At 46.5% G+C, this 22,100-nt stretch carries 17 protein-coding genes and 1 riboswitch; of the genes, 9 read left to right on the top strand and 8 right to left on the bottom strand.

Annotated features, from left to right (window positions below):
- Positions 1-83 precede the first annotated feature (83 nt).
- Positions 84-1,940 carry a beta-glucoside-specific PTS transporter subunit IIABC gene (locus tag AC5V8P_RS04520; RefSeq protein ID WP_064797463.1) on the top strand — a complete coding sequence of 619 codons (1,857 nt, stop codon included), beginning with the start codon at positions 84-86 and terminating at the stop codon, positions 1,938-1,940.
- A 133-nt stretch (positions 1,941-2,073) separates the two neighbouring features.
- Positions 2,074-2,589, top strand: a complete 516-nt coding sequence (locus AC5V8P_RS04515; protein ID WP_063212194.1) for a thioredoxin family protein — start codon at positions 2,074-2,076, stop codon at positions 2,587-2,589.
- Positions 2,590-2,785: 196 nt separating this feature from the next.
- On the opposite strand, the gene AC5V8P_RS04510 is transcribed toward AC5V8P_RS04515, so the two are convergent.
- Entirely contained in the window at positions 2,786-4,141 is a 1,356-nt protein-coding gene (locus tag AC5V8P_RS04510) for a sugar phosphate nucleotidyltransferase (RefSeq protein WP_064797492.1), read from the bottom strand.
- Between the two features lie 161 nt (positions 4,142-4,302).
- On the opposite strand from AC5V8P_RS04510, the gene AC5V8P_RS04505 reads away from it, so the two are divergent.
- Positions 4,303-4,998 (top strand): response regulator transcription factor, encoded by a 696-nt coding sequence (locus AC5V8P_RS04505; RefSeq protein WP_063212193.1) that lies wholly within the window; start codon positions 4,303-4,305, stop codon positions 4,996-4,998.
- A 40-nt stretch (positions 4,999-5,038) separates the two neighbouring features.
- Here the strand turns inward: AC5V8P_RS04505 and AC5V8P_RS04500 are convergent, their stop codons facing one another.
- Genes AC5V8P_RS04500 through AC5V8P_RS04490 form a run of 3 tightly spaced genes read right to left on the bottom strand, consistent with a single transcriptional unit; the run spans position 5,039 to position 11,695 of the window.
- Positions 5,039-9,466, bottom strand: coding sequence for a hypothetical protein (locus tag AC5V8P_RS04500; protein ID WP_064797462.1), 4,428 nt, complete (start codon positions 9,464-9,466; stop codon positions 5,039-5,041).
- Between the two features lie 52 nt (positions 9,467-9,518).
- Positions 9,519-11,252 (bottom strand): ATP-binding protein, encoded by a 1,734-nt coding sequence (locus AC5V8P_RS04495; RefSeq protein ID WP_064797461.1) that lies wholly within the window; start codon positions 11,250-11,252, stop codon positions 9,519-9,521.
- Positions 11,249-11,695, bottom strand: coding sequence for a hypothetical protein (locus AC5V8P_RS04490; RefSeq protein WP_064797460.1), 447 nt, complete (start codon positions 11,693-11,695; stop codon positions 11,249-11,251). The genes AC5V8P_RS04495 and AC5V8P_RS04490 overlap by 4 nt, the downstream gene beginning before the upstream one ends.
- Before the next feature lie 45 nt (positions 11,696-11,740).
- Between AC5V8P_RS04490 and AC5V8P_RS04485 the strand changes: the two genes are divergently transcribed.
- Complete coding sequence (locus tag AC5V8P_RS04485) at positions 11,741-12,445, top strand: response regulator (protein WP_064797459.1); 705 nt, start codon at positions 11,741-11,743, stop codon at positions 12,443-12,445.
- Here AC5V8P_RS04485 and AC5V8P_RS04480 read toward each other — a convergent pair.
- Genes AC5V8P_RS04480 through AC5V8P_RS04465 form a run of 4 tightly spaced genes read right to left on the bottom strand, consistent with a single transcriptional unit; the run spans position 12,413 to position 16,885 of the window.
- Positions 12,413-13,324, bottom strand: a complete 912-nt coding sequence (locus tag AC5V8P_RS04480; protein ID WP_063212188.1) for a glycosyltransferase family 2 protein — start codon at positions 13,322-13,324, stop codon at positions 12,413-12,415. The two genes, AC5V8P_RS04485 and AC5V8P_RS04480, sit on opposite strands and share 33 nt — an antisense overlap.
- Entirely contained in the window at positions 13,284-14,510 is a 1,227-nt protein-coding gene (locus tag AC5V8P_RS04475; RefSeq protein WP_064797458.1) for a glycosyltransferase family 4 protein, read from the bottom strand. The genes AC5V8P_RS04480 and AC5V8P_RS04475 overlap by 41 nt, the downstream gene beginning before the upstream one ends.
- Positions 14,494-15,759, bottom strand: coding sequence for a polysaccharide biosynthesis protein (locus AC5V8P_RS04470; RefSeq protein ID WP_064797457.1), 1,266 nt, complete (start codon positions 15,757-15,759; stop codon positions 14,494-14,496). The genes AC5V8P_RS04475 and AC5V8P_RS04470 overlap by 17 nt, the downstream gene beginning before the upstream one ends.
- Positions 15,760-15,763: 4 nt before the next feature.
- Positions 15,764-16,885, bottom strand: a complete 1,122-nt coding sequence (locus tag AC5V8P_RS04465) for a glycosyltransferase (protein ID WP_064797456.1) — start codon at positions 16,883-16,885, stop codon at positions 15,764-15,766.
- A 396-nt stretch (positions 16,886-17,281) separates the two neighbouring features.
- Between AC5V8P_RS04465 and AC5V8P_RS04460 the strand changes: the two genes are divergently transcribed.
- From AC5V8P_RS04460 to AC5V8P_RS04440, 5 genes are all read left to right on the top strand, one after another.
- On the top strand, positions 17,282-19,003 hold the full coding sequence (locus AC5V8P_RS04460) for an NAD-dependent malic enzyme (protein WP_064797455.1): 1,722 nt from the start codon (positions 17,282-17,284) through the stop codon (positions 19,001-19,003).
- A 72-nt stretch (positions 19,004-19,075) separates the two neighbouring features.
- A riboswitch (TPP riboswitch) is annotated at positions 19,076-19,178 on the top strand.
- A 134-nt stretch (positions 19,179-19,312) separates the two neighbouring features.
- Positions 19,313-20,002, top strand: coding sequence for a thiaminase II (gene tenA / locus AC5V8P_RS04455; protein WP_064797491.1), 690 nt, complete (start codon positions 19,313-19,315; stop codon positions 20,000-20,002).
- Between the two features lie 28 nt (positions 20,003-20,030).
- Positions 20,031-20,873, top strand: coding sequence for a hydroxyethylthiazole kinase (thiM, locus tag AC5V8P_RS04450; protein ID WP_269203302.1), 843 nt, complete (start codon positions 20,031-20,033; stop codon positions 20,871-20,873).
- Positions 20,870-21,697, top strand: coding sequence for a bifunctional hydroxymethylpyrimidine kinase/phosphomethylpyrimidine kinase (thiD, locus tag AC5V8P_RS04445; RefSeq protein WP_064797454.1), 828 nt, complete (start codon positions 20,870-20,872; stop codon positions 21,695-21,697). The genes thiM and thiD overlap by 4 nt, the downstream gene beginning before the upstream one ends.
- Positions 21,694-22,100, top strand: a 407-nt coding sequence (locus AC5V8P_RS04440) for a thiamine phosphate synthase (protein ID WP_495473564.1), incomplete at its 3' end; no start/stop codon positions are given. The genes thiD and AC5V8P_RS04440, both read left to right, overlap by 4 nt.

Genomic DNA, 22,100 nt, shown 5'->3' with positions numbered 1-22,100 from the left:
AGATGCACGCCAGCGCATCTTAGCAACAAATGTAAACAGTAAATCCTATCCGTAGCAAGAATAACACTTAAGGAGTTCTGAACATGAGTGATAAAGAGCTATCCAAAAAAATAGTGACTCTCGTTGGCGGCGAAGAGAATGTCAATTCGGTATTCCATTGCGCTACACGCTTGAGATTTAAATTAAAAGATCGTACAAAAGCAGACAAAGCTGCACTGGAAGCAACGCCTGGTGTCATTACAGTGGTGGAAAGCAGCGGCCAGTTCCAAGTGGTCATCGGTAACAATGTAGGTCAAGTGTTTGAGCATATGATGGCAGAAACAAATCTGCAGGATGCGGACAATCCAAATGCGAAAAAAGAAGCATCTTCCGAGAAAACGAATGTTCTCGGCAAAGCAGTCGATATCATTTCGAGCATTTTCTCTCCTCTCTTGGGGGCTCTTGCCGGAGCAGGTTTGCTCAAAGGGATTATGGCCTTAATTTCGTCGCTCCATTGGATTGATACTGCAAGCGGTACGTATCTCATTCTGAACGCTGCTTCGGACAGTGTATTCTATTTCTTGCCTATATTCCTGGCTATTACATCATCTCGTAAATTTAAGACCAATGCCTTTGTATCTGTTGCAGTTGCTGGAGCACTCGTCTACCCAGATGTGATTGCAGCGGTGGACAATCCAGCAAAACTGGCTTTTCTCGGGATTCCAATCATTTTAATTAAATACAGTTCCAGCGTAATCCCCATTATTCTCGCGGTATGGGTACAATCCTATGTGGAACGCTGGTTTAATTCCTTTGTTCATCAATCGGTAAAAAATATTATCGTACCTATGCTATCACTGCTGGTCGTTGTTCCATTGACGTTTTTGGCCTTTGGTCCAGTCGGTAATCTGATCAGTCAAGGCTTGGCGAATGGTTTTACATGGGTATACAATTTAAGCCCATTGATTGCTGGGGCTGTTGCCGGGGCATTCTGGCAAGTATTTGTTATTTTCGGTGTACACTGGGGTTTCGTTCCAATCATGCTGTCCAATATTTCAACATTGGGTTATGACACGATGCTTCCAATGCTTACAGCAGCCGTACTTTCTCAAGCAGGTGCAACACTCGGGGTATTCCTGAAATCACGAAATACTCAAATGAAAGCATTGGCTGGTTCCTCCACACTGGCAGCTGTATTCGGGATTACTGAACCTACGATTTATGGCGTAACTTTGAAATTGAAAAAGCCTTTCATTTACGCTTGTATTTCTGGTGGTATCGGGGGCGCTATTATCGCTTCCGGCGGGGCAACTGCAAAGTCCTTCTCCCTGCCTAGTTTGCTGGCATTGCCAACTTATTTTGGAGCTGGATTCTTATGGGTTGTTATCGGCTTACTCGTTGCCTTTATACTCGCTGTTGTGTTGGTTATGATTTTGGGCTTTGACGATCCGAAAGAAGAAACTGCAAAAACAGAAGCCGCACCCGCAAAGAAAGAAGCAGCCATTGAAAAAGAAATTCTCGTAAGTCCGCTGCAAGGTAAAGTGCTGCCATTGGAACAATCTTCTGATGTTGCCTTTGCTTCAGGCGCTATGGGAAAAGGAATCTTGATCGATCCTACAGAAGGTGTGCTGACATCCCCTGTTAACGGAACGATCACGACCGTATTCCCGACCGGACATGCCATCGGTATTACTTCCAATGGCGGAGCAGAAATTCTGATTCACGTTGGTGTTAATACGGTGAAACTGAAAGGACAATTCTTTGACAAGCGCGTCAAAGAGGGTGATGTGGTGAAGCAAGGGCAATTGTTGCTTGAATTTGATATCGAACAAATTAAAGCAGCAGGTTATACAACGACTACGCCAATCATCGTAACCAATTCCGCTCAATACCTGGATGTACTGAGCACAATAGAACCTGAAGTGAAACGTGAGGATTACTTGTTGACTGTTGTAGTCTAACATTAACGTTGAGACTACAAGAAGCTTTCCAAATGGAAAGCTTCTTTTTTATGCATTATGAGACAAGTGTTACAGCTAAAAATGGAAATATCATATATTGTAAGTTTGAGATTGTAAAAAAAGGAGGATTTCTGTGAAAAAAGGATATATCGCCGGGTTAAGTGTCATTGTATTGCTTATCATTGGTATTGCTATTTCAGCTGTAGTCAAATTTCAAGACTTAGAGCAGGTAGTTCAGCAGAAAAATAAAGAGATCCAAGCGAGCAAAAGCAATTACCCCGAAATATATGACCACTTGAATGCGGTTACAATCAATGGTTTTAAACAATTGATTCAGCAGGACCAAAGTGTATTCGTCTATGTTGGCAGACCCAGTTGTGGCGACTGCAATCGGTTTGAGCCTAACTTTAACAAGATGATTGAACAGTATAATCTGGGTTCCAAAATTACTTTTTTGAACGTTCACAAGATTCATAAGGACAAATCCCAATGGGATAAATTTAAAGCCGATTACAACGTAAAATATACCCCTACGATTGCAGAATTCAGAAACGGCAAGTTGGTGGATAAAATAGAATGGACACCGAAAAGAGATCTCAGTACAGATGCTGTCAAAGAGTGGCTAACCTCCAAAAAGCTCATTTTATAAGCCTCTTTCCTATTCATTTCATTAAGAACAATACGAGCTGTTCATGCAAAAAAGGTATTCAAGCGAACAACGCATGAATACCTTTTTATTGAGAATTCCTAGTCGTCAAAGCTTGGTTAAAAAATAGTTCCTAGCTCTCCTCGTAGGCTTCGTCTGTACCTCGTTTTTACCCATTCGTTCCTACATTCTGGGCCTCTTATACAATACGAGCATCCACCGAATCGGGAAATTCATATCGGATAATATCTGTTTCGGATACCATATGTCCGATTTGTGACTCAATGAATTCCAAATCTCCCTCTACGGCTCCTATAAAATGCTTGGCACCCGGTTCCACAACGATGACCATGCCGGGGCTGACCGTCTGTGTCATCCCATCGATACAGACGCTTCCGGTTCCTGAGACAATGGTCCACACTTCTTTTCGAAACTGATGCTCATGATAACTGATAAATCTCCCGTTCGAAATAACCACACGTTTGGTGACCGTTTGTAACCCGCTGGCTGCTTGTTGATGGGATAAGACCGTTTGCTTCCCCCAAAAGCGCTCCTCAAAACGCGGTCCAATTTCAATTTCAGCTACCATATCCTTAATTCCTGTGGATGATTGTCGATCCGTAACCAACACGCCATCTGGCCCAGCAACGACAATAATGTTGGGGACATTCCAGATGCTGACCGGAATCTCCAGTTCATTGATGATATGCGAGTCATGTGATGCTTCTGAAATATACCCGGGGCCACTCAGCTTTGAACTCACTTCCCGCACCAACGAATCCCATGTTCCTAAATCTCTCCATTCTCCATGATATGGGAGCACGGAGAGCTTACGAGTGTGTTCTACTACCGCAATATCAAAGCTGGTTTTCGGCAAATCCGCGTAATTTGTCGAAAGTGACTCATAATCGACTGGTAAACCCATTTGCGTCAGAACATCCATTAAAAAGCCGATTCTAAAAGCAAACACTCCGCAATTCCATAACGCTCCTTCACGGATCAATGCTTCGGATCGGATCAGATCAGGCTTTTCTACAAATGAGCTCACTCTATAATATTCCTGGTCAAGCAAAGGAGATGAAGGCACAATATATCCATATTTGTCCGAGGGCTCCGTTGGAACAGCCCCCATCAATGTGATATGGCTTCCGGATTGCTCTAATATCGAAGGAAGCCTGCGCAGATGCTCGAAAAATTCATCCCCCGCATAGCCATCCACCGGCATGACCCCTACGATTTCGTCGCGTGATGCGCCTGCAATGTCATGCAAGTAGGCCGTAGCCAGGGAAATGGCTGGAAAGGTATCCCGCTGAGTCGGTTCTTCAATGACCACAGCGTCTCCACCAATTTGCCCCTGAATCAGTTCGACCTGAGTTCCACTCGTAGAAAAATAAGCTTGCTCTGCCAAGCTCGCCTCATCTAACTGTCTCCATATCCGCTGCAGCATGCTTTCCGGTCGCTCGTCATGACGTAGGATGGAAAGAAACTGCTTGGGGCGGTTCACATTGGATAAGGGCCATAGACGTTTACCCGACCCTCCGGATAATAAAATCATTCGCAAAGATGCAACCTTCTTCCTTTAAGTTAATATTTTTCTTACATTATAGGACTGTTTGCTTTTCGTGCTTCTGCCGAATACATAAGTATGTAACATCGTAGAACATACATCGTTATGCCATGTTAATTGTATCTTTGTCCGTACAGGAGATGTCAGTCATGTCTACAAAAATACTCATCATTGAAGGCCAAAAAAGTTTGGCTGATATGATTGCTCTTCATCTTCAAGAGGAAGGCTATCAGACCGAACTAATCTATGATCATAAACTCGCAATTCCTACATTAATGCACTTTAAGCCGGATATTATTGTGACCGCTCTAATGTTTTCCGGTAAAATCGAATGTGAGCTGATCAATCACATCCGTCAATTTACCACGGTTCCCGTGCTCGTCATCTCTAATAATACCCTGCTGAATACAAGAATAAAGGCTCTAGACGACGGAGCAGATGACTTTTTATGCAAGCCCTTCAGCCTGAGAGAGCTAAACGCCCGTATCAAAGCCTTGCTGCGCCGCAGTGGCAGCAACATGCTCACTGAATCACAAACGAGTACTCAAAAGCTTAAAAAGGTAAGAGTTTGGGTGAATGATTACCGTCATAGCCTGTTGGTCGATGACCAGGAAATCGAAGTTACTCACATCGAATTTTCCATTATAAAAGAGATGTCCAGCAACCCAGGGAAAGTTTTTACCCGCAGCGAGCTGATGGATCGAGTTAAAGGCGGAGATGGCGCTTATCTGGATCGTACCATCGACGTACATATCTCCAGCCTCCGCAAAAAGATCGAACGTGATCCTAAAAATCCTCAGCATATCCGCACCGTTTGGGGTAGAGGCTACAAATACGAGATGTAGCTGTATCGTAACGTCTAGCCCCTCTGGGCGGCTTGCTTCTTTATGGAAGCTTCCGCCTTTTCCATCGCCCATAAGGAAGAAAACAAGCTACTCCACCCAATATTCCTATGACAAACAGTACCCAGCCGAAACGGTAGGCAGAAGCCAGAATAACGACAACCTTACCGTTTCCGCTGCCATTCGTTATAAATCCGGTCGTTACTCCATTCACAGACAGACGCGCTCGCTGATTTTCGCTACCCAGCCTGAACTCCCAGAGTGGATTAGGGGATTCTGTCTCCCGGATGAGCACCTGCTGATGCATTGGATTATATAGCGTAAAGCTGCGTTCCATGGAATTTTCACGAGTAGCCTGAATGTTTTCCGCAGCATGTGGTGCCATAAAAAAGGTATCCATATCCGTTCCCTCAAACAGCGTAAATTGATCCACTGTAATCATCGCTTGATAAGGAATGATGGAATATTGCTTCATTTGAAACAAGCCTGATTGTTTCTTGTGCGCATGCGCCAATATCTGAAACTGCATCAAGGCAGTTCCTGCCGGAGCCTTCACGATTTGATCATAATGATTCCATTGCTCCTTATCTCTCTCCTCTACCTCATCAATATAGGAGGTTTGAAGAACTTGGGACATTTTATTTAAAAAAATGACCTTCATGTGCCGACTTCCAATTTCTTCTGATCGCGCATCCAACTGCACAGCGTACTCTTGCAGCGGCTCTGCCTTCATTTTTTGGGACGCATAAATATTCCAGTCACAAGAATAGCTAGGTGCGTAACGGATTGACAGTTCTTTGTTCTTGATGGACAGGTTCGTCTGGCCAGGTCGAATATCTGCTACACAGCCAACATCCGTACTCAATGATTCCTTCGTGTCCTGCCCAGGCATCACGGTCACTTCCTGACCGTTCATTCGATGAATATCTTCAAAACCACTCAATGACGGCACCTGACTGTCCAGGACAAGGGTTAAGCGATATTTTCCCTTGGTTAAGAACAGATTTCTAAATTCGACCCGGCCATAATCATTCAGCAGACCGGGAATTTGTATGATTTTCTTGGCAAAACCATCCTGATTAGGCACCGTTTCAATAACTTGCTTTTCGGATATTGAGGTAGCGGGTAACTGCTTATACGTCTCACCCGTACGAATCGTTCTGGTCAGTAGTTTTCCAGTTTCTTCATTCGTCCATTTCATTGTTAAAGATCCCTTGTATCCGGCAGGCAGATTAGCCAAAATTGCTGCGCTATAGGTTCCTGTTTTGACGACTTCCACTTCTCTGCTTAATGTCCCTTTTTGGTAGCTGATCCCCCGCCCCATACTAAGTCTTGGTAAGGCACGTTCTGTCTGCACGTTCCCTTGGGCGTTAAAATCGCTCTCTGCCTCCAAGGTGAAAAAGAGCTTGCCCCGCTTCAGTGCCTGCTCCACCGGAAAAGATAATTGATCCAGCTGATCCACTGGGACAATCGCAAATTGATTAACCGCATTAAAGCCTTGCAGGTTATTCACTGTGACCGGAGTATCTCCTTTGGGAAAAACATGCTCCCCCAGATCGACCCATTGGAATTGGTTTAATCCCTCATCATGAGTCTTGATGTTAACCACTCCATCCGGCAGTGTGACTTGCAATTTCCCGCCTGCCTTATTCATGAACACTCTAGCATATACATGTGAGGTTTGAGACTGCTCCAATTTTTTGTGCATCGTAAACGTGTTGGGCTTGCTATATTGCCCCAAATCACGCAGCTGGATATCATGAATCCACCAGTAATTTTTTTGCTGCGGACGCTGGAGGGTTAACAAATCCATTTGCATCCAATAACTTCCAGGAGGTGAGACGTATTCCCCGTAAAATTTTAGACTGTCAAAGTTATAGCCCTCTGAAGGTGCCACGACATAGCTAACGCCCAGCTCACGCATTTGCTTATCATAAAACCTCATTTTTACATGCATTTTGTTCGTCCCGCGACCAGAAACGGTGATGTGGAACTGATACGGGTTATTTTCCTTGGCTTCCAGTAATCCCGATCTGGCAACCTGCCATATATTACTCGGATCTCCTTTCATAATCTCGCCGTGCAGTGTAGGCACATTGTTGGATTCCTCACGAGGGTTAGCCTGCACACTGAACAACTGCGGATTATCCGGCTTGAAAAAGGTTTCAGTTCTCAGCATCGAGTCAAAATCCAGCACCGTTTTCCCTTCAATACTGCTCATCTGATAAGGCGCCACATCCAGCTTCTTACTGGCAAAAGTGACTGCAATCCCTGCATCCATCTCCATATCAAACGGGAAGTTTCTTATATTCTGAGAAGATAAGTACCATAACCAATCGTTGGTTGAAGCAAAAGTTTTGGACCATTTTAAAAAGGCATTGCCATCCTCAATGGCATCAAAAGGACGCAAGTAATCCTCTGCCGGAAGCTGTGACAACAGTAAGTCATTAAAGGAGGCTGCTTCCACATAATCCCCTTTGTTGACCGTCTGAATGGTGTTTAACTCAGGCTTCAACGCGCTGAACAACACGCCAAAGCGACTAAAATCAAAACCAGGCAAATGACTGTAGCTCTCCAAACGGCTAAATCCGTAAGGTGTCACAATTTTACTTGCAAGAATATTCATATAGGGCGGTGCCTGATCAAGATTGAATATGGAAAATAAGTCGTTCTTGTACGTACGTTTCAGCCCGGTCTGACCTTCCAGCTGAGACAGGTGAAAATCCTGCCGCTGCTCCTGTCCCTCATATTCATCATGGTAGACCAACTGGTTAACCCCAAAGGTAGAGAATAGCCAGCCTAATCGTGAGCTTAATCCGTTGTCCATAACATACTGCAGAAAATTCATATAGTATGTAATACCGGGATCGTTGCCTTCATGATGAAAGATCGTATTTTTCGGAGAAGAGTACACCTGAAAATCTCCAGTCGCCTTCTCAGTGGCCGTTTTTCCTTTATTCCATTTGGGTGTCGCTACTCCGTTATAGCTTTGAATCATATTGTCAGCAATCGGAAAATACAGTGCCTTGCTGTCAAAACGATCTGGATCAGTCAGCTTTTCAGCCAATTGACTATAAGCCTTCGGCACTTGTACCGGCTTGTAGTAGCCCTCAATGAACTGGGTACGTAAGGGAGCCAAATACACGCCCAGGCACAAGATGACGATAACAACCGCTAGCTTTTTATACACACGCTGTAGCGGCGATGATCCAAACCATTCCATACATTGAATAACGCCAAAGGTCAGCAGCACGCCGAAATTAAGGGAAAGCAGCCCGATAAATTTGTTAGGATCACGGAAAACTGAACCAATCACGGGGGTTTTCGTAACCAGAATAACAAACCACTTGGCAATGGACGGAAACGTCGTTCCTGTGGCTGCAACCATAAATAACAGCGTAAGGAGCGAGAAAATCAAAATGATCGGATTTTTATGTGAACGTGTCCCCATCGCGTACCCGATCAATAGCAATAAGACCCCCCCACCTACATAAAACATCGCAGGCAGTGAGGAAAAAGAGAACATGGGCCACCAATAGCTCAGTAAATAACCCACATTATATAAACTGCTGTTACGGCTAAACAGAGACAACGTATCCACGACGTTGATATTATGCTGAGACGCTTGGGCGTCCATCAACATGCTGCCTACATACAAGGACAACCAATAAAAACTGAGCAGACCGAAAAACACGCCAAAAATCATGCCTTTACGCAAAAAGTTACCGTATAAGGGCTGTAAATAGACGCGCCCAGCTTTACGATGGGTCCAGGTCAGTTTGAGCAGGAGCAACATGGTGAACAATCCCAAATAAATCATCCCGAAGAAAAAATAATGAATGGCGGCAGCACTAACGGTGAATACCGCAGCCAGCAGGAACAGGTCAATCCAGTTCCGCTGATACAATTTATGGGGATGATAGTTTTTAATTTGTTGAATTTGAAACTTGGGGTCCACCGCACTGAAAAAAAATCGCAGCATTAACGGAAACAAACTATAGCCACAAAGCAAATAAATATGCTGGATACGAAAAATAACCCACGGATTCAGTGCATAAAACAACGAACCCACCATAATGGCAAAAATACGGGTCTTCGTAAAGCTTGGTGAATAATACACGCTGACCAGTCGCTTGGCAAAGGCATACATCGAAAATGCCGAAACAAATAACAAGCCTGTAATAAACGACTTGAGCAAGACCGGACCGCTTTCATCAAATAATAATGAAAGTCCATAGAAGGGCAAGATATACAAGATCCGTGGGGCATTGAACAGGGTCGAGGTAGACCATCGTTCGTTCCATACCCCGGTTATTTCCTCCAGATAGCGATGAGAGGTGGCTCCAAAGGCAATGTCGCTGAACACGATTTGTCCGGGTCCATAGATGGGGGCAAGATATACAACAATCGCAACCAGCATCAATAGGATTGCCGCCATATCGTAGCGGTAGCGAAATATCCATTTTTTCATGCTTGTCCCCCTCTCTTGAGCTTCTTGTCTATCTGCTGGTTATCTTGTGGGTCTATCTTCTCAAATGAACGATGGCCTGCAAGCCCTGATCGGTATTACGCAGCTTTAAGCGACCACCTATAGTCTTCAGATATGCATCCATATGATACAGGCTGAACGTATGCTCCTGTGAGTTTTGAGAATAGTCCGGCTGGAAATAACTCCAACGCATCTTATCATCAATCCCACCGCCTGTGTCTTCAATGATAACCATAATTTCAGCTTCTTCTAGTCGTGAGCTAATCTTAAGCATATGCGATTGCCGCTTGGACCGTAGCCCTGTCCGACCCCGGACCTGATCCTCCGGCTGCTCTCCGTCTTGGTTCATGGCCTGCACAGCATTTTCCAGCAGCCCCTGAATCGTTTTGTACAGCATGGGCGCTTGTGCTGCAATCGATGGAACTGGTTCTTGCCGCAAGGTCACTTGAATGTGCTTCATATTCAGCGAACGGTTCGCCCATTTCAGCGATTCGGACAATACCTCATTCATATCCGTGAAGCTGATTCCGCTATTATCATGCATTTTCTCTTCCAATTCATCACGCAAGCTACGGACGCCTGTCAGCAGCTCTCCTAGTGAGGATTCCTGTCTGAGACGACCCTGGATGAAATTTTCATTCAGCTCGCGGAAATACTCCAGTTCCTCATGTGATGCTCCTTTTCCCTGACTGGAAGCCACTTCAAAGCGGTTGGCCAGATCTTGATAAAACCCCAACAGCTTTAAATCATCGCCGCCGGTGAGACGGCTAGTCTGTTCTTGCAGGTCTTGTAGCTGTTGCTCAATCGTCTGCATTAACGGCAAATAATATGTGTCCTGTTGCTGCCGCATATCTTCATCCCGCCGCTGGTCACGCACTTGATTGTTCACGATGGCATCTTTCACAATCCGTTTGCGGAACTGGATGAGCATGACCCACAGAATCATAAGTATTAAAGCCATCACCATCCACAACTGTTTGCGAAAGGAGCTGATTCGCTGGGCAGTGTCCTGACTGACATCCTTAACCGATATGTAAAGGGCCTCATCTCCAATGCGGCTGAATCCTATTCCGTATTTCTCTCCACGATCTTCAACGATGCCTGTATTGCCCTCCAGCAGCCTCCGGGTTACACCTGTGATGTCCGTCCGGTTGATATCGGGAGTATTGCGGGAAGCTACAATTTTGAATTGATCGTTATAAAATAAAATCTCATGCGGATTCACCGGCTTACTTTTAATAATTCCGCTGAGCATTTCAGCGTCAACCGTGCGCACCATAAAACCGCCCGTTTGCGCTCCTTGAATCCTGCACGCTATGTACTGGGCTGGCTGATGGTCCTCAGTCACAAAAGAGCTTACTGCACAACCATTTTGCAGCCATTTGATCTGTTGGACTGCACTCCTCATCTCACGATTGTCACGTCCGACCAGCACATGATACTGTTCATCCAGCACATAAAAAGACCCGTTCTCACGCTTAAATCCCTCAGCATATTGACGTGTTCTCTGATTCAGCATCTCTCTGCCCAGATTGGACGACAGCTCCTTCAGTTCGGCCTGCCATGCGGCATAACGCTCTGTTATGCTGCCAGACAGTTCCTGGACCTCATATTGGATCTGCTCGTTCTGAATTTCCGCCAAGTGACCGCTGAATTGCCGCATGACAAACCATTGTAGCACAGCAGCCAAGAACACGGTCACACATAGAACAATCAGGTACAGGATCAGCTTTTGCCAACTTGGTTTCAGCAAAGCCCATTGTTTCATGCCCCATCCCCTCCATTTTGTTCAAGACGACCCAAGATCGCTTGCATCAGGCATTCCAGCTCGTAGCTGACCAGCGGTAGACGCGCGCACAGCAACCGGGGGGTGCGGCGCTGAAGGGCGGCAAACCTCGCAGCGGTTTCCGTTGCCCCATCCGTCAGCAGGATCAACTCGCATGTTTTAGCGATGTATAGGCGATCCAGCTCTTCCTCGCCGTATGCTCGCAGATCCACAACGTAAATATCATGTCGGTCGTCCATATGCTGGAGTGCACGGGAGACAGCCAGGGTCACCCCTGTATGCCGCGCAGCATGATACTGGTGAAAAAGACGCATCCCTTTTTCCCAGAGCGCATGCTCAGCCGAATCAAATCGTTCACAAAAAAGACGCAACGCCCGTTCTGTATTGACATCTTTTAAAAATGCCAAAACGCTGATATTATACATGTAGTTCCTCATTTCTTACTTCCTGATTGGAGTTGCGCAGTTCTTATGACACCCCAAAACATTCTATTTGTTGACGACAGTCCTATGGTGCTGTCCCTGCTTGAACGGACGTTGACCCAAGAAAGCTTCACCTTACATACCGCTCACACGCCTAAAGAAGCCCTGCAAGTGCTGGAACAGCACCCGATTGATGTGGTCGTTTCCGATCTGCTTATGCCTGGTTTGGACGGAATTACGTTCCTTCGTATGATTAAGAAGGATTATCCGCATATCGTACGCATCATTTTATCTGGTCATCTGCATACGCAGTCCATTTTATCGGCCATTAATCAAGTAGGTGTGTTCCGTTTTTTGACGAAACCGCTGGAGCTGGATGATGACACGCTAAAAAAGATACTGTATGAGGCGCTTGATCAGGCTAAGCTCAATCGAAACAGCCTGCATGCAGATCAGAACGTAGCCTCTGACCTATCGGTATTTATAGACAGCATTTTGAATGCTCCGTACCGACCGTATGTATTGCTGAATGATCAAGATATCGTAACTGCCGTACACATTGCACTTGCTGAGCTGTATCCTGTCGGCTGCTCACTACGTCATCCCGATGGTAGAGGTATTCAGTTAACTATGCATTCATTGTATATACCGTATGCAGAGTCGGAATCTTCCGATCCCGACCTGTACTCGCTGGATACGCTGACCCTTGGGCATTCATCCTTACGTCTTATCCGCCTTAGCGAGATCGCCTGAGTGACGGGTGCCGCCCTTTAACACGGCGGCTACCCCAATCACAGTCAGGCAGATATACATCCACAGCATCCCTGCCGTCAGTAGCGGATGGCGGATATAGTTTTTTACATTCCCCCATGTGTACAATACTGGACGAAAGAAGTACCAACGTTCCAGCGCCTTTCGCAATCCGCCCTCTTCAGATGACATCGTACGATCCATCACCGAAAAGTAGTAGGCTTTTTTACGTAATACATCCTGCAGATATACCTGTTTTTCATCATGATATACCCGTGTAAATACCGCCCGGCGAATGACTCCGCCAGATTCGATATAGCGTAAGGTGGGCTGTATTTCTTCAAAGGCAATCTGCTCCGCATTGAAGCCGCCTGTCGATTCGTAAGCGCTCATTCGCCAGAAGCGTGCTGCTTCAATGGAGCGTTTTCCCAAGGTCTCTCCCGCGTTGTTAATGACATTCCGCTCGAAAACCTTCACTTTGGAAAAAAAATTTTTGGCTTCCGAATATGCCTCCTCCGGTACAACCAAGGCGCCGATTTCCTGATGGTCGTCAAAAAAGTCGATACTCTGCTGGATCAGATGTTCGGCCAAAATCATATCGGAATCCACTACCAATATGTATTCAGCCCCCAAGCGTTTCGCTTCCTCAACGGCCTTGACCCTCGCAACTCCCCGCTCTCCATGAGGAAGCTCTAGTACTGTTACCGGCACCGAACTTCCTGCTGACAGCATACAAATCGTCTCAACCGTCCGGTCATTGGAGCCATCATCAGCAATTACAATATGCAGATCCTTATAATTTTGCCCCATACAGCTCCGCAAACAAGGCTCTATCGTACGTTCATTGTTGTACGTGGAGAAGAGAATGACCACTTTGTCCACTCTGTTCCGCCTCCTCTATCCAATCCTTCATCAACTGCTCAAACGCAGCAGCCGTATGGTCAAAATGGAATCTTAGCGCATATTGATATGCTCGCTCACGGATGGACATATAATCTTCGCCACCCTTTGCCACTCTTTCCATTTGCTCAGATAATCCCCGAATATCCCCGTGAAAGCATAAATAGCCGCTTTTTCCGAAATCCGTCGCGTCCACCAAACCGGGGGAGTTGCTGACAATGCTGGGTGTTCCAACGGCTGCCGCCTCGGTAATCGTCAACCCCCAGCCTTCACGCAGGGAAGGAAACACGAGCGCATGGGCACGACTCATCAGCTCCAGCTTATGCTCTGCTGAAACAAATCCGTAAAAGGTAATATCAGCTTGCGAATGCCCCTGTTCATCCGGTTCTCCATATGTCAATCCATACCGCTCTATAATCGGCAATAATTGCTCTGCCACATAGGTTTTATCGGTTTTTCCGGCAATCCATAACATAGCCTGGGGGAACTTTTCCTTGAGCTGCCCAAAGGCTTCAACGACTAGATCAATGCCTTTATATTTAACGAAGCGTCCTGCATACATAAAGGTCGGATTAGACTCCTTCGTTAAAAAGTGTTCACGTGGCCAATGATCAAACTCAATGCCTTCTGGTAAAAGGTGAACACGATCCGGATGAAAACCAAGCTTAAGCAGATCATACCGGGTAGACGGGGATACGGTGAGCGTCCGATCCTTCTGTGCCAGCTTAAGCATCAGGGGCTCCAGATGAAATCCAATCATATTTAGCGGAAAGCGGGCATTTTCATACCATATTTCTCTTGTTAGCTGATGTATGAAAAAAATCCGCTTGGATGCCTCCACCCAAAATCGGGTAAAGAACTGATGTGTATTCGCCTGATTGATCACGTAGTCTATCTGCTTCCGGTGACGACGGTAATAGCGCATCGCATAATAAATAACACTGTATATGTTTCCTTTGCGAATATAGGTAATACCGTCAATCACTTCATGCTCGGGCATCCCCTCAAAATGGGGCGAGAAATGAATGAACTGAAAACGGTCTTGCTGTGTGCGTTTCAGCATTTCATGGGTAAAAACTTCTGCTCCCCCGCTTTTCGGAGAACGAATGTCACGCCAGGAAAGCAATAGAACGACGGTTTTACCGTTCTGTTCAAGTATGGTATTCATGGGGTGAATCCCCCCTTATCTTTATTTTGAACAAATATATATAGGCATCTATCACAAAATAGAGAGACATTGCCCCGTAAACAATCAACTCTGACAGCAAAAAATCAACTGGGTCTGTGTGAGCCATATGAAAGGCTGCTACTAAAACAGCTGCTCCTGCTACCAGACTAAATATAAATTTGCGTCTGCCCACCAATACGTGCACATGCACAAAAAACATCACGATGGAAAATAACCAGTACACCCAGCCTCCCCATGGAATATAGACCTCAGCTGACTTGTAAGAAGCTCCGAATAAAATAGGGATAGACGATGGGAATATATAGGTCGTGCCCACATATACACACACCGCAGCTACAGCCATTAACCCAGCATAGATGGCAATTAACTTGCCCAAAGCCTGACGGTCATGCCCCTGCGCACCGATCTTGGGAATAAAGGCCGCGATCAGGCTGTAGGAAACGTAATAGACCAATTGGCTGTACTTCAGTGCAATGGCATAGCTGCTGGCTTGCTCGGGAAAGTAATGCTGTACATACAACATGTCGATGGAGATACAAAACAGAATGAATAAATTCGTCATAAGGCTATCGGTAAAATCCTGACCAAGTGACTTCCATAGCCCAGCAGGGATACGTTCTCCACTGTGTGTAGTTATGGATAAGCCACGGGCCGAAATGATCCAGCCGTGAAGCAACGACAGCAGCATTCCTCCGCAACTTGCCAACAGTAGAGCTTCCAGCTTTAAACCTAGTGCGGCCAGGACAAAAAACAGGCTCAGTTTCCCTATGACTTCAATGTAATAATTCACATTGAGCGCTAGCATGCGTTCCCTACCCTGCAAATCTCCGCGGCATGAACTCACGAGAATATGCAGTCCGATCAAGCCATACAGCATGAATAGCGGGCCAGATTCGACGCCCAATAGCGAGCGCAGCAACGGATGAAGGAAGAGTAAAAGGATCATGGCAAGCACAGTTAGCACCAGAGGTGCTTTTAGTAATAGAGAACCGAGCGGTAAGCTGCGTAGTGGAAGGTTCTTGTCACCCTTGGATACCAGTTTGGCGGTTAATAGCTGGATGGATAAGCCCAAAACGGACAACAGTGCAAAAAGGGCCAACAGCGCGTTCGCCTGACCATAGGCTTGTCCGGTCAGATACCAGCTCGCTGCAATGTGGAAAAAAAAATTAAATCCGTTAAGCAGCACATTAAAGAGGGGAAACATCAACGAACGCAATCGGTTGTTCACGTGGTTATCTCACCCGCCGATCCAGTCGCCAAATCTCAATGATCGAGCGCAAAAAACGAATGGAGTCCTTCCAGACATGAATGTGCGAGCCATCTCGGTCAATGCATTTGACGGGTAATTGCAGCACACGGAGTTGGAGTCGCTTGGCAATAAACATCATCTCCAGATCCAGCGCCAGTCCGAGTTGTTCCTTCAAATGTGGAAACATCCGCTTCACGGCAACCGAACTCATCACTTTAAGCCCCGTCTGGGAATCTACCACACCTGTTGGTAGAAAGGGGCGGGAAACGACCCGTTTGCCAAAGCTGACGATAGATCGTAATAAAGAACGATTCTCGGCGGTCATATCTTTGGTTCCGATCACAACGTCATAGTAGCCCTGCTGAACAACATTAATCATTCTGGCAATATCCTCTATGAAAAAGGAATCGTCTGCATCCACAAATACATAGTAATCCGCGCCAATGGTCCGCATCCCTTCCAGATACGTCCCTGCCTTGCGTGTATTGCGTCCCAATTCCCTGGTTTGAAGCAGCGGACTCAGATTCTGGTTAATCCGGTTTACAGACAAATCCGTTGCGGCCCCCAGCGCTTTAATCAAGGCATTCGTGCCATCGTGGCTACCGTCATCAATGAGATAAATTGAACCCTCTATAATATGGCTGCGGATAAAGGCTTGCAGTCGCTCAGCAAAGGTTTTGACATGAGCAAAACGCTTCTCTTCGTTATATACAGACAAGATGAATGCAACATGCTGGCTTCTGGTCGAATACTCGGGATAGAGCAAGCTTTGTATTTCAGAAAGGATTTCTTCGGTATCATTGGCTTGCCAAAATAGCAGACGCAATCGGCCTACTCCGATAATTTGCACCATATGCTGATCACTGAACGGATCGGTTACATCCGTCACCAACAGCAATGGCATTTGCGGAAATTGGCTACGGATTTGATTGGCTTTCCACACAGCTTGCCCCGGCTCCCTATAATCAATCAGGCAGCAACATGCATCCTCGTAGACTGAAGCGGTCTCCGTGTCCTCGCACTGTATATATTGGTAAAAACAAATCACATTGGGATAATCAATAGCCCTGTTGTTATCACTAAATATGGCTATAGGTCCCTGCACACAAACCTCTCCTTTTCCTCCGAATAGTTCTATTTTGTTGAAAAAGATTTAAAAATGTTTGCTTAGAAAGATTAAATTAATGTCCAAATACTTCATATTTTCTTAACAAAATAGCTGACATTCCTTGATATATAAGCATATAAGAGAAGAAAGACTAATTTTCATATTTGATAAAAACAGAGCATTTAGACCTGATTCATTAGGACTACAAACATACAGATTACAAGGTGAATTCAAATTTAAAATCGGTGCTATAGAATCAATAATAAGATACACATATGGTCATTTTGTCATAGACATAATAGATGAATAAAACCAATTTGCACGTCCATACTATGGATAACATGTCATTTTTCACATGAATAATTATCAAAATATGAGAAAGAAGGTCCTTCTATGGAAGCATTTTATGTCAATCGTGATGGGTCATTATCTACTCCCTTGCGAGGGAAGGATGTGCTGGCAAACCCTCTTTTAAACAAAGGTGTGGCTTTTACAGAAGAAGAACGCAAAGAACTGGGCTTGGAAGGAATCCTTCCTCCCACTGTCCTTTCATTGGAGAAACAGAGTGTTCGGGCATATCAGCAATTTCTGGCACAACCCACCATGCTGCGTAAAAATGCTTCGCTTAACGACCTTCACAATCGAAATGTCGTACTCTACTATCGACTGCTGACAGACCATTTGAGTGAGATGCTGCCCGTAGTCTACACACCAACTGTAGGAACCGCTATCCAAGAATACAGCCATGAGTACAACCGTCCGGGGGGCGTATATTTATCGATAGATCATCCGAATGGTATCGGACAGGCGCTCTCCAATTCCGGCTTGAGTAGTGAGGATGTTGACCTGATTGTCGTGACGGATTCGGAAAGTATTTTGGGAATTGGTGACTGGGGTGTCGGGGGAATTAACATTGCTATTGGCAAACTCGCTGTATATACAGCTGCGGCAGGCATTCACCCCGGGCGGGTACTGCCCATTGTACTGGATGTCGGCACGAATAATGAAAAGCTGCTAAATGATCCGCTGTATATCGGAAACCGCCACAAACGAGTGCGCGGAGAAGCCTATAATCAATTTATTGATACCTTTATCAGCAAAGCATTGACACAATTCCCGAAGGCGCTTTTGCATTGGGAGGATGTAGGCAGCGTGAATGCACGCCATATTATAGGGAAATACGGTCAAAATATTCTCACCTTTAATGATGACATCCAGGGCACAGGAGCAGTAACCCTGGCTGCGATTATTTCCGCGGTAGGTGTCACCAAAACCCCGCTGCGTGAACAAAAAATACTTGTCTTTGGCCCGGGGGCAGCTGGAATCGGTAACGCCGACCAAATACGGAGCGCTATGATCAAGGAAGGGCTTCCTGAGGAAGATTCATTTAAGTCGTTTTGGGCCTATGATTATCGTGGACTGTTAACGGACGATATGAACGATATACTGGATTATCAGAAACCCTATGTGCGCAAAAAGGAAGAAGTCAGCTCGTGGTCCCGATCGGAAGACGGCAAAATACCGTTGCTGGAGGTCATCCGTCAGGTTAAACCCACCATCTTGATTGGAACTTCCGGTGTAGCTGGTGCCTTTTCTGAAGAGATTATCAAGGAAATGGCAAAGCATGTAGAACGACCGATCATTATGCCCATGTCTAATCCTACCAACCTTGCTGAAGCGGTACCTGAGGATTTGATACGGTGGACTGATGGCAAAGCCTTGATTGCTACTGGAAGTCCCTTTGAGCCTGTCACCTATAACGGTACGAAATTTGAAATTGGTCAGGCGAACAATGCCTTTGTTTTCCCCGGACTGGGTCTGGGCGCGATTGTGGTCAGAGCCAAAAGAATCACCCCTTCCATGTTTACCGCAGCAGCGGATGCCGTCGCCAACGCCGTAGATTCGAATGAAATGGGTGGTGCGCTGCTGCCCCATATCCGAAAATTGCGTGATGTTTCGTACGCGGTTGCGGTTGCGGTAGCGAAGGCCGCAATTCATGATCAGGTAGCTCAGGCACACATTTCAGATATTGAACAAGCCATTCGGGGTGCGATGTGGAAACCGGAATATGTAAAGGTCAAAGCCGTGGAAAATGTAATCCATCACCCTCACTAATCCTTCACCAGGAATTCAAAGCAGTTTGACATAACATAGGAACGATTGTACAGTATTAGTCAAAAGAATAGGAAAGTCCACTAGGGGAGCCATTATGGCTGAGACAAGAATGAATCTTGGACCCTTTGAACCTGATCTAGTTCGTACTAGCGTAGGAAAGTGGAGCCTTCGTATATAAGGTTTCAGGCGTTTTTGCGCATTGAACCTATGTTGAAGCCGCTCCAGTTTTCGGGGCGGCTTTTTGGCGTTGTTCCGGGAATTGTATCTTACGGGACTTCTTGTTCTCCATTTTTATTGGAGGTGGGGAAAATGAGTTTTTCGCAAGAGCTCCGTCAGCAGGCGGATGGCATTTTTCAAGCCATTTATGAGCATCCCTTTGTGAGAGGTATTGCTGAGGGAAATTTAACAAGAGAACAGCTGATTCACTATGTAAAACAAGACTTTGAATATTTGAACGCCTATATGCGGATTTACGGCATCGCGATCTCCAAAAGCACGAGCCGGGAGGATATGGCTGTATTTAACGAACAGATCTCTTTTATTCTTAACAGCGAGGTTCATCCGCATCAAAATTTTTGTACTGTCGCAGGTGTCACTTACGAAGAGATGCAGGGATATCCACTCGCTCCGTCCGCTCATCATTATATTCGCCACATGCTAACCGTCGCTCATGAGGGTAGCCTTGGGGAAATCATGGCCGTGCTGCTGCCTTGTCCATGGACATACCTTGAGATTGGACGCAGGCTAATGGATGAGGTAAAACCAAGAGAGTCTCATCCGTTCTATGAATGGATTTCCTTTTATGGAAACCAGATTGAAGATGTAACTTCCAAGTACCGAGAGCGTGTGGATGCTTGGGCCCAAGTCGCCTCGACTGCCGAGCGAGAACGGATGATTGAGCATTTTATGCTAAGCTGCCAGCTGGAATATATGTTCTGGGACATGGCTTATACACAGGAACAATGGCCCGTCCAGATGCAGGCTATGGTCTTGGAATAATCAGTATCGATGAGAGAGGAGAAACATAATGAGTATGTGGGAACAGAGTTATTCGGAGCTCCTGACAAAGGTACAAAACAGCAAGCCCCTTGTTCATAATATAACCAATGTGGTGGTCACCAACTTTACAGCCAATGGTCTATACGCCCTGGGGGCTTCCCCGGTGATGGCTTATGCACCCGAGGAAGTAGCGGATATGGCAAAAATAGCGGGCGCCCTCGTATTAAATATCGGTACGCTGAACCGCGAACTGGTGGACGCCATGATCATTGCTGGACAATCAGCGAATGCGCATGGTGTTCCAGTTCTACTAGATCCAGTCGGTGCAGGAGCAACCAGTTTTAGAACCGAGTCGGCGCTGCGAATCCTAAAGGAGGTTAACATCTCACTAGTGCGAGGCAATGCAGCCGAAATTGCTCATCTTATCGGGGAAGCCCGAGAGATTAAAGGGGTCGATGCAGGCGACAGTGCTGACAGCGGTAATGTCGATCTGGCAGTTCGGGCTGCGCAGACACTCCATACGATGGTTGCCATCACTGGAAAAGAGGACGTCATCACCGATGGAGTCGAAGTACGCATGATTAGCGGTGGAGACGCGCTGCTTACGAAGGTAACCGGCACAGGCTGCCTGCTAACCTCCGTATTGGGCGCCTTTGCAGCTGTTGAACCCAACCTGCTGCTCGCAGGTACAGCGGGCTTGGCATTTTACAGTGCAGCAGCTTCCCGAGCCGCAGCGCATACTGCAAAACTGGGGCCAGGCAGCTTCCAGATTGCCTTTCTCGACGAGCTTGCCAAACTACATACTGGTTCGCTGGAGGGACATGTCACGATCCGTGAAGTCGGGACAACCACAACAGGTGGTACGCGATGAGAAACGTGCACATACCGAGAGCGCTAACGATTGCCGGTTCAGACAGCGGCGGCGGGGCCGGAATTCAAGCTGATCTTAAAACTTTCCAGGAGCTTGGCGTATACGGCATGTCGGCTATTACGGCCATAACGGTACAAAATACCTTGGGGGTTCACGGTGTATATCCGTTGCCACAGGAAGCAACAGCGCAACAAATCGAAGCTGTAGGATCAGATCTTGGGGTTGATGCTCTGAAGACTGGCATGCTGTTTGATGCGGGCATCATCCGCCTTGTAGCCGAGCAGATTCGAAAGTTCGGCTGGGAAAAGGTTGTCGTCGATCCTGTAATGATTGCCAAAGGGGGTGCAAAGCTGCTGCAACCGGAGGCGGTGCAGGCTTTGAACGACGACCTGCTCCCCTTGGCCCTGGTCGTCACACCAAATATCCCGGAAGCAGAGGCCTTAACCGGGATAAGCATTCGTACGATGGAGGATCGCCGCGAAGCTGCGAGACATATAAGCAGCCTGGGCCCCAAGTTCGTTGTGATTAAGGGCGGCCACGATGAGGAGGAAAACACCGACCAGGTCATCGATCTGCTCTTTGACGGAACAGCCTTTACAGAGCTGGGCGGCAAACGGGTGCGGACGGTTCATACACACGGAACAGGATGTACGTTCTCAGCAGCGATTACTGCTGAATTAGGGAAAGGTGTGTCTGTACCCGAAGCTATTTTGAATGGAAGAGCCTTCATTCAGGCGGCGATTGAGGATACGTTGTATCTGGGACAGGGACATGGTCCAACTAATCATTGGGCCTACCGTCGTCGTCAGGAGATACTTCAATGAGCGGCCGAATATCACCTGAAATGATGCGCCAGCATTTGCAGATGTATCTGGTTGTCGGAAGCGTAAACTGCCTTGCGGAACCAAGTCGGGTCGTGCAGGAGGCTCTGGCTGGCGGCACAACGATGATCCAGTTCCGGGAAAAGGGTCATGGCGCGTTAACAGGGGTTCCTATGTTTGAACTTGCGCGTCAGCTGCAAAATCTATGCCGCCATGCTGGTATCCCCTTTATCGTCAATGACGATGTAGAGCTGGCTCTTGAGCTCGACGCCGACGGCGTCCATATCGGTCAGGACGATGAATCGGCTGATTCCGTGCGCGCGCGAATCGGAAACCGAATTCTTGGCGTCTCCGCCCATACCATTGAGGAAGCACGTAGAGCCATCCTGCAAGGTGCAGACTATCT

Source organism: Paenibacillus sp. N119s (genome assembly GCF_059447605.1).
Note: the sequence above shows the minus strand (reverse complement) of the source record. Positions and strands in the feature narration are given on the sequence as shown.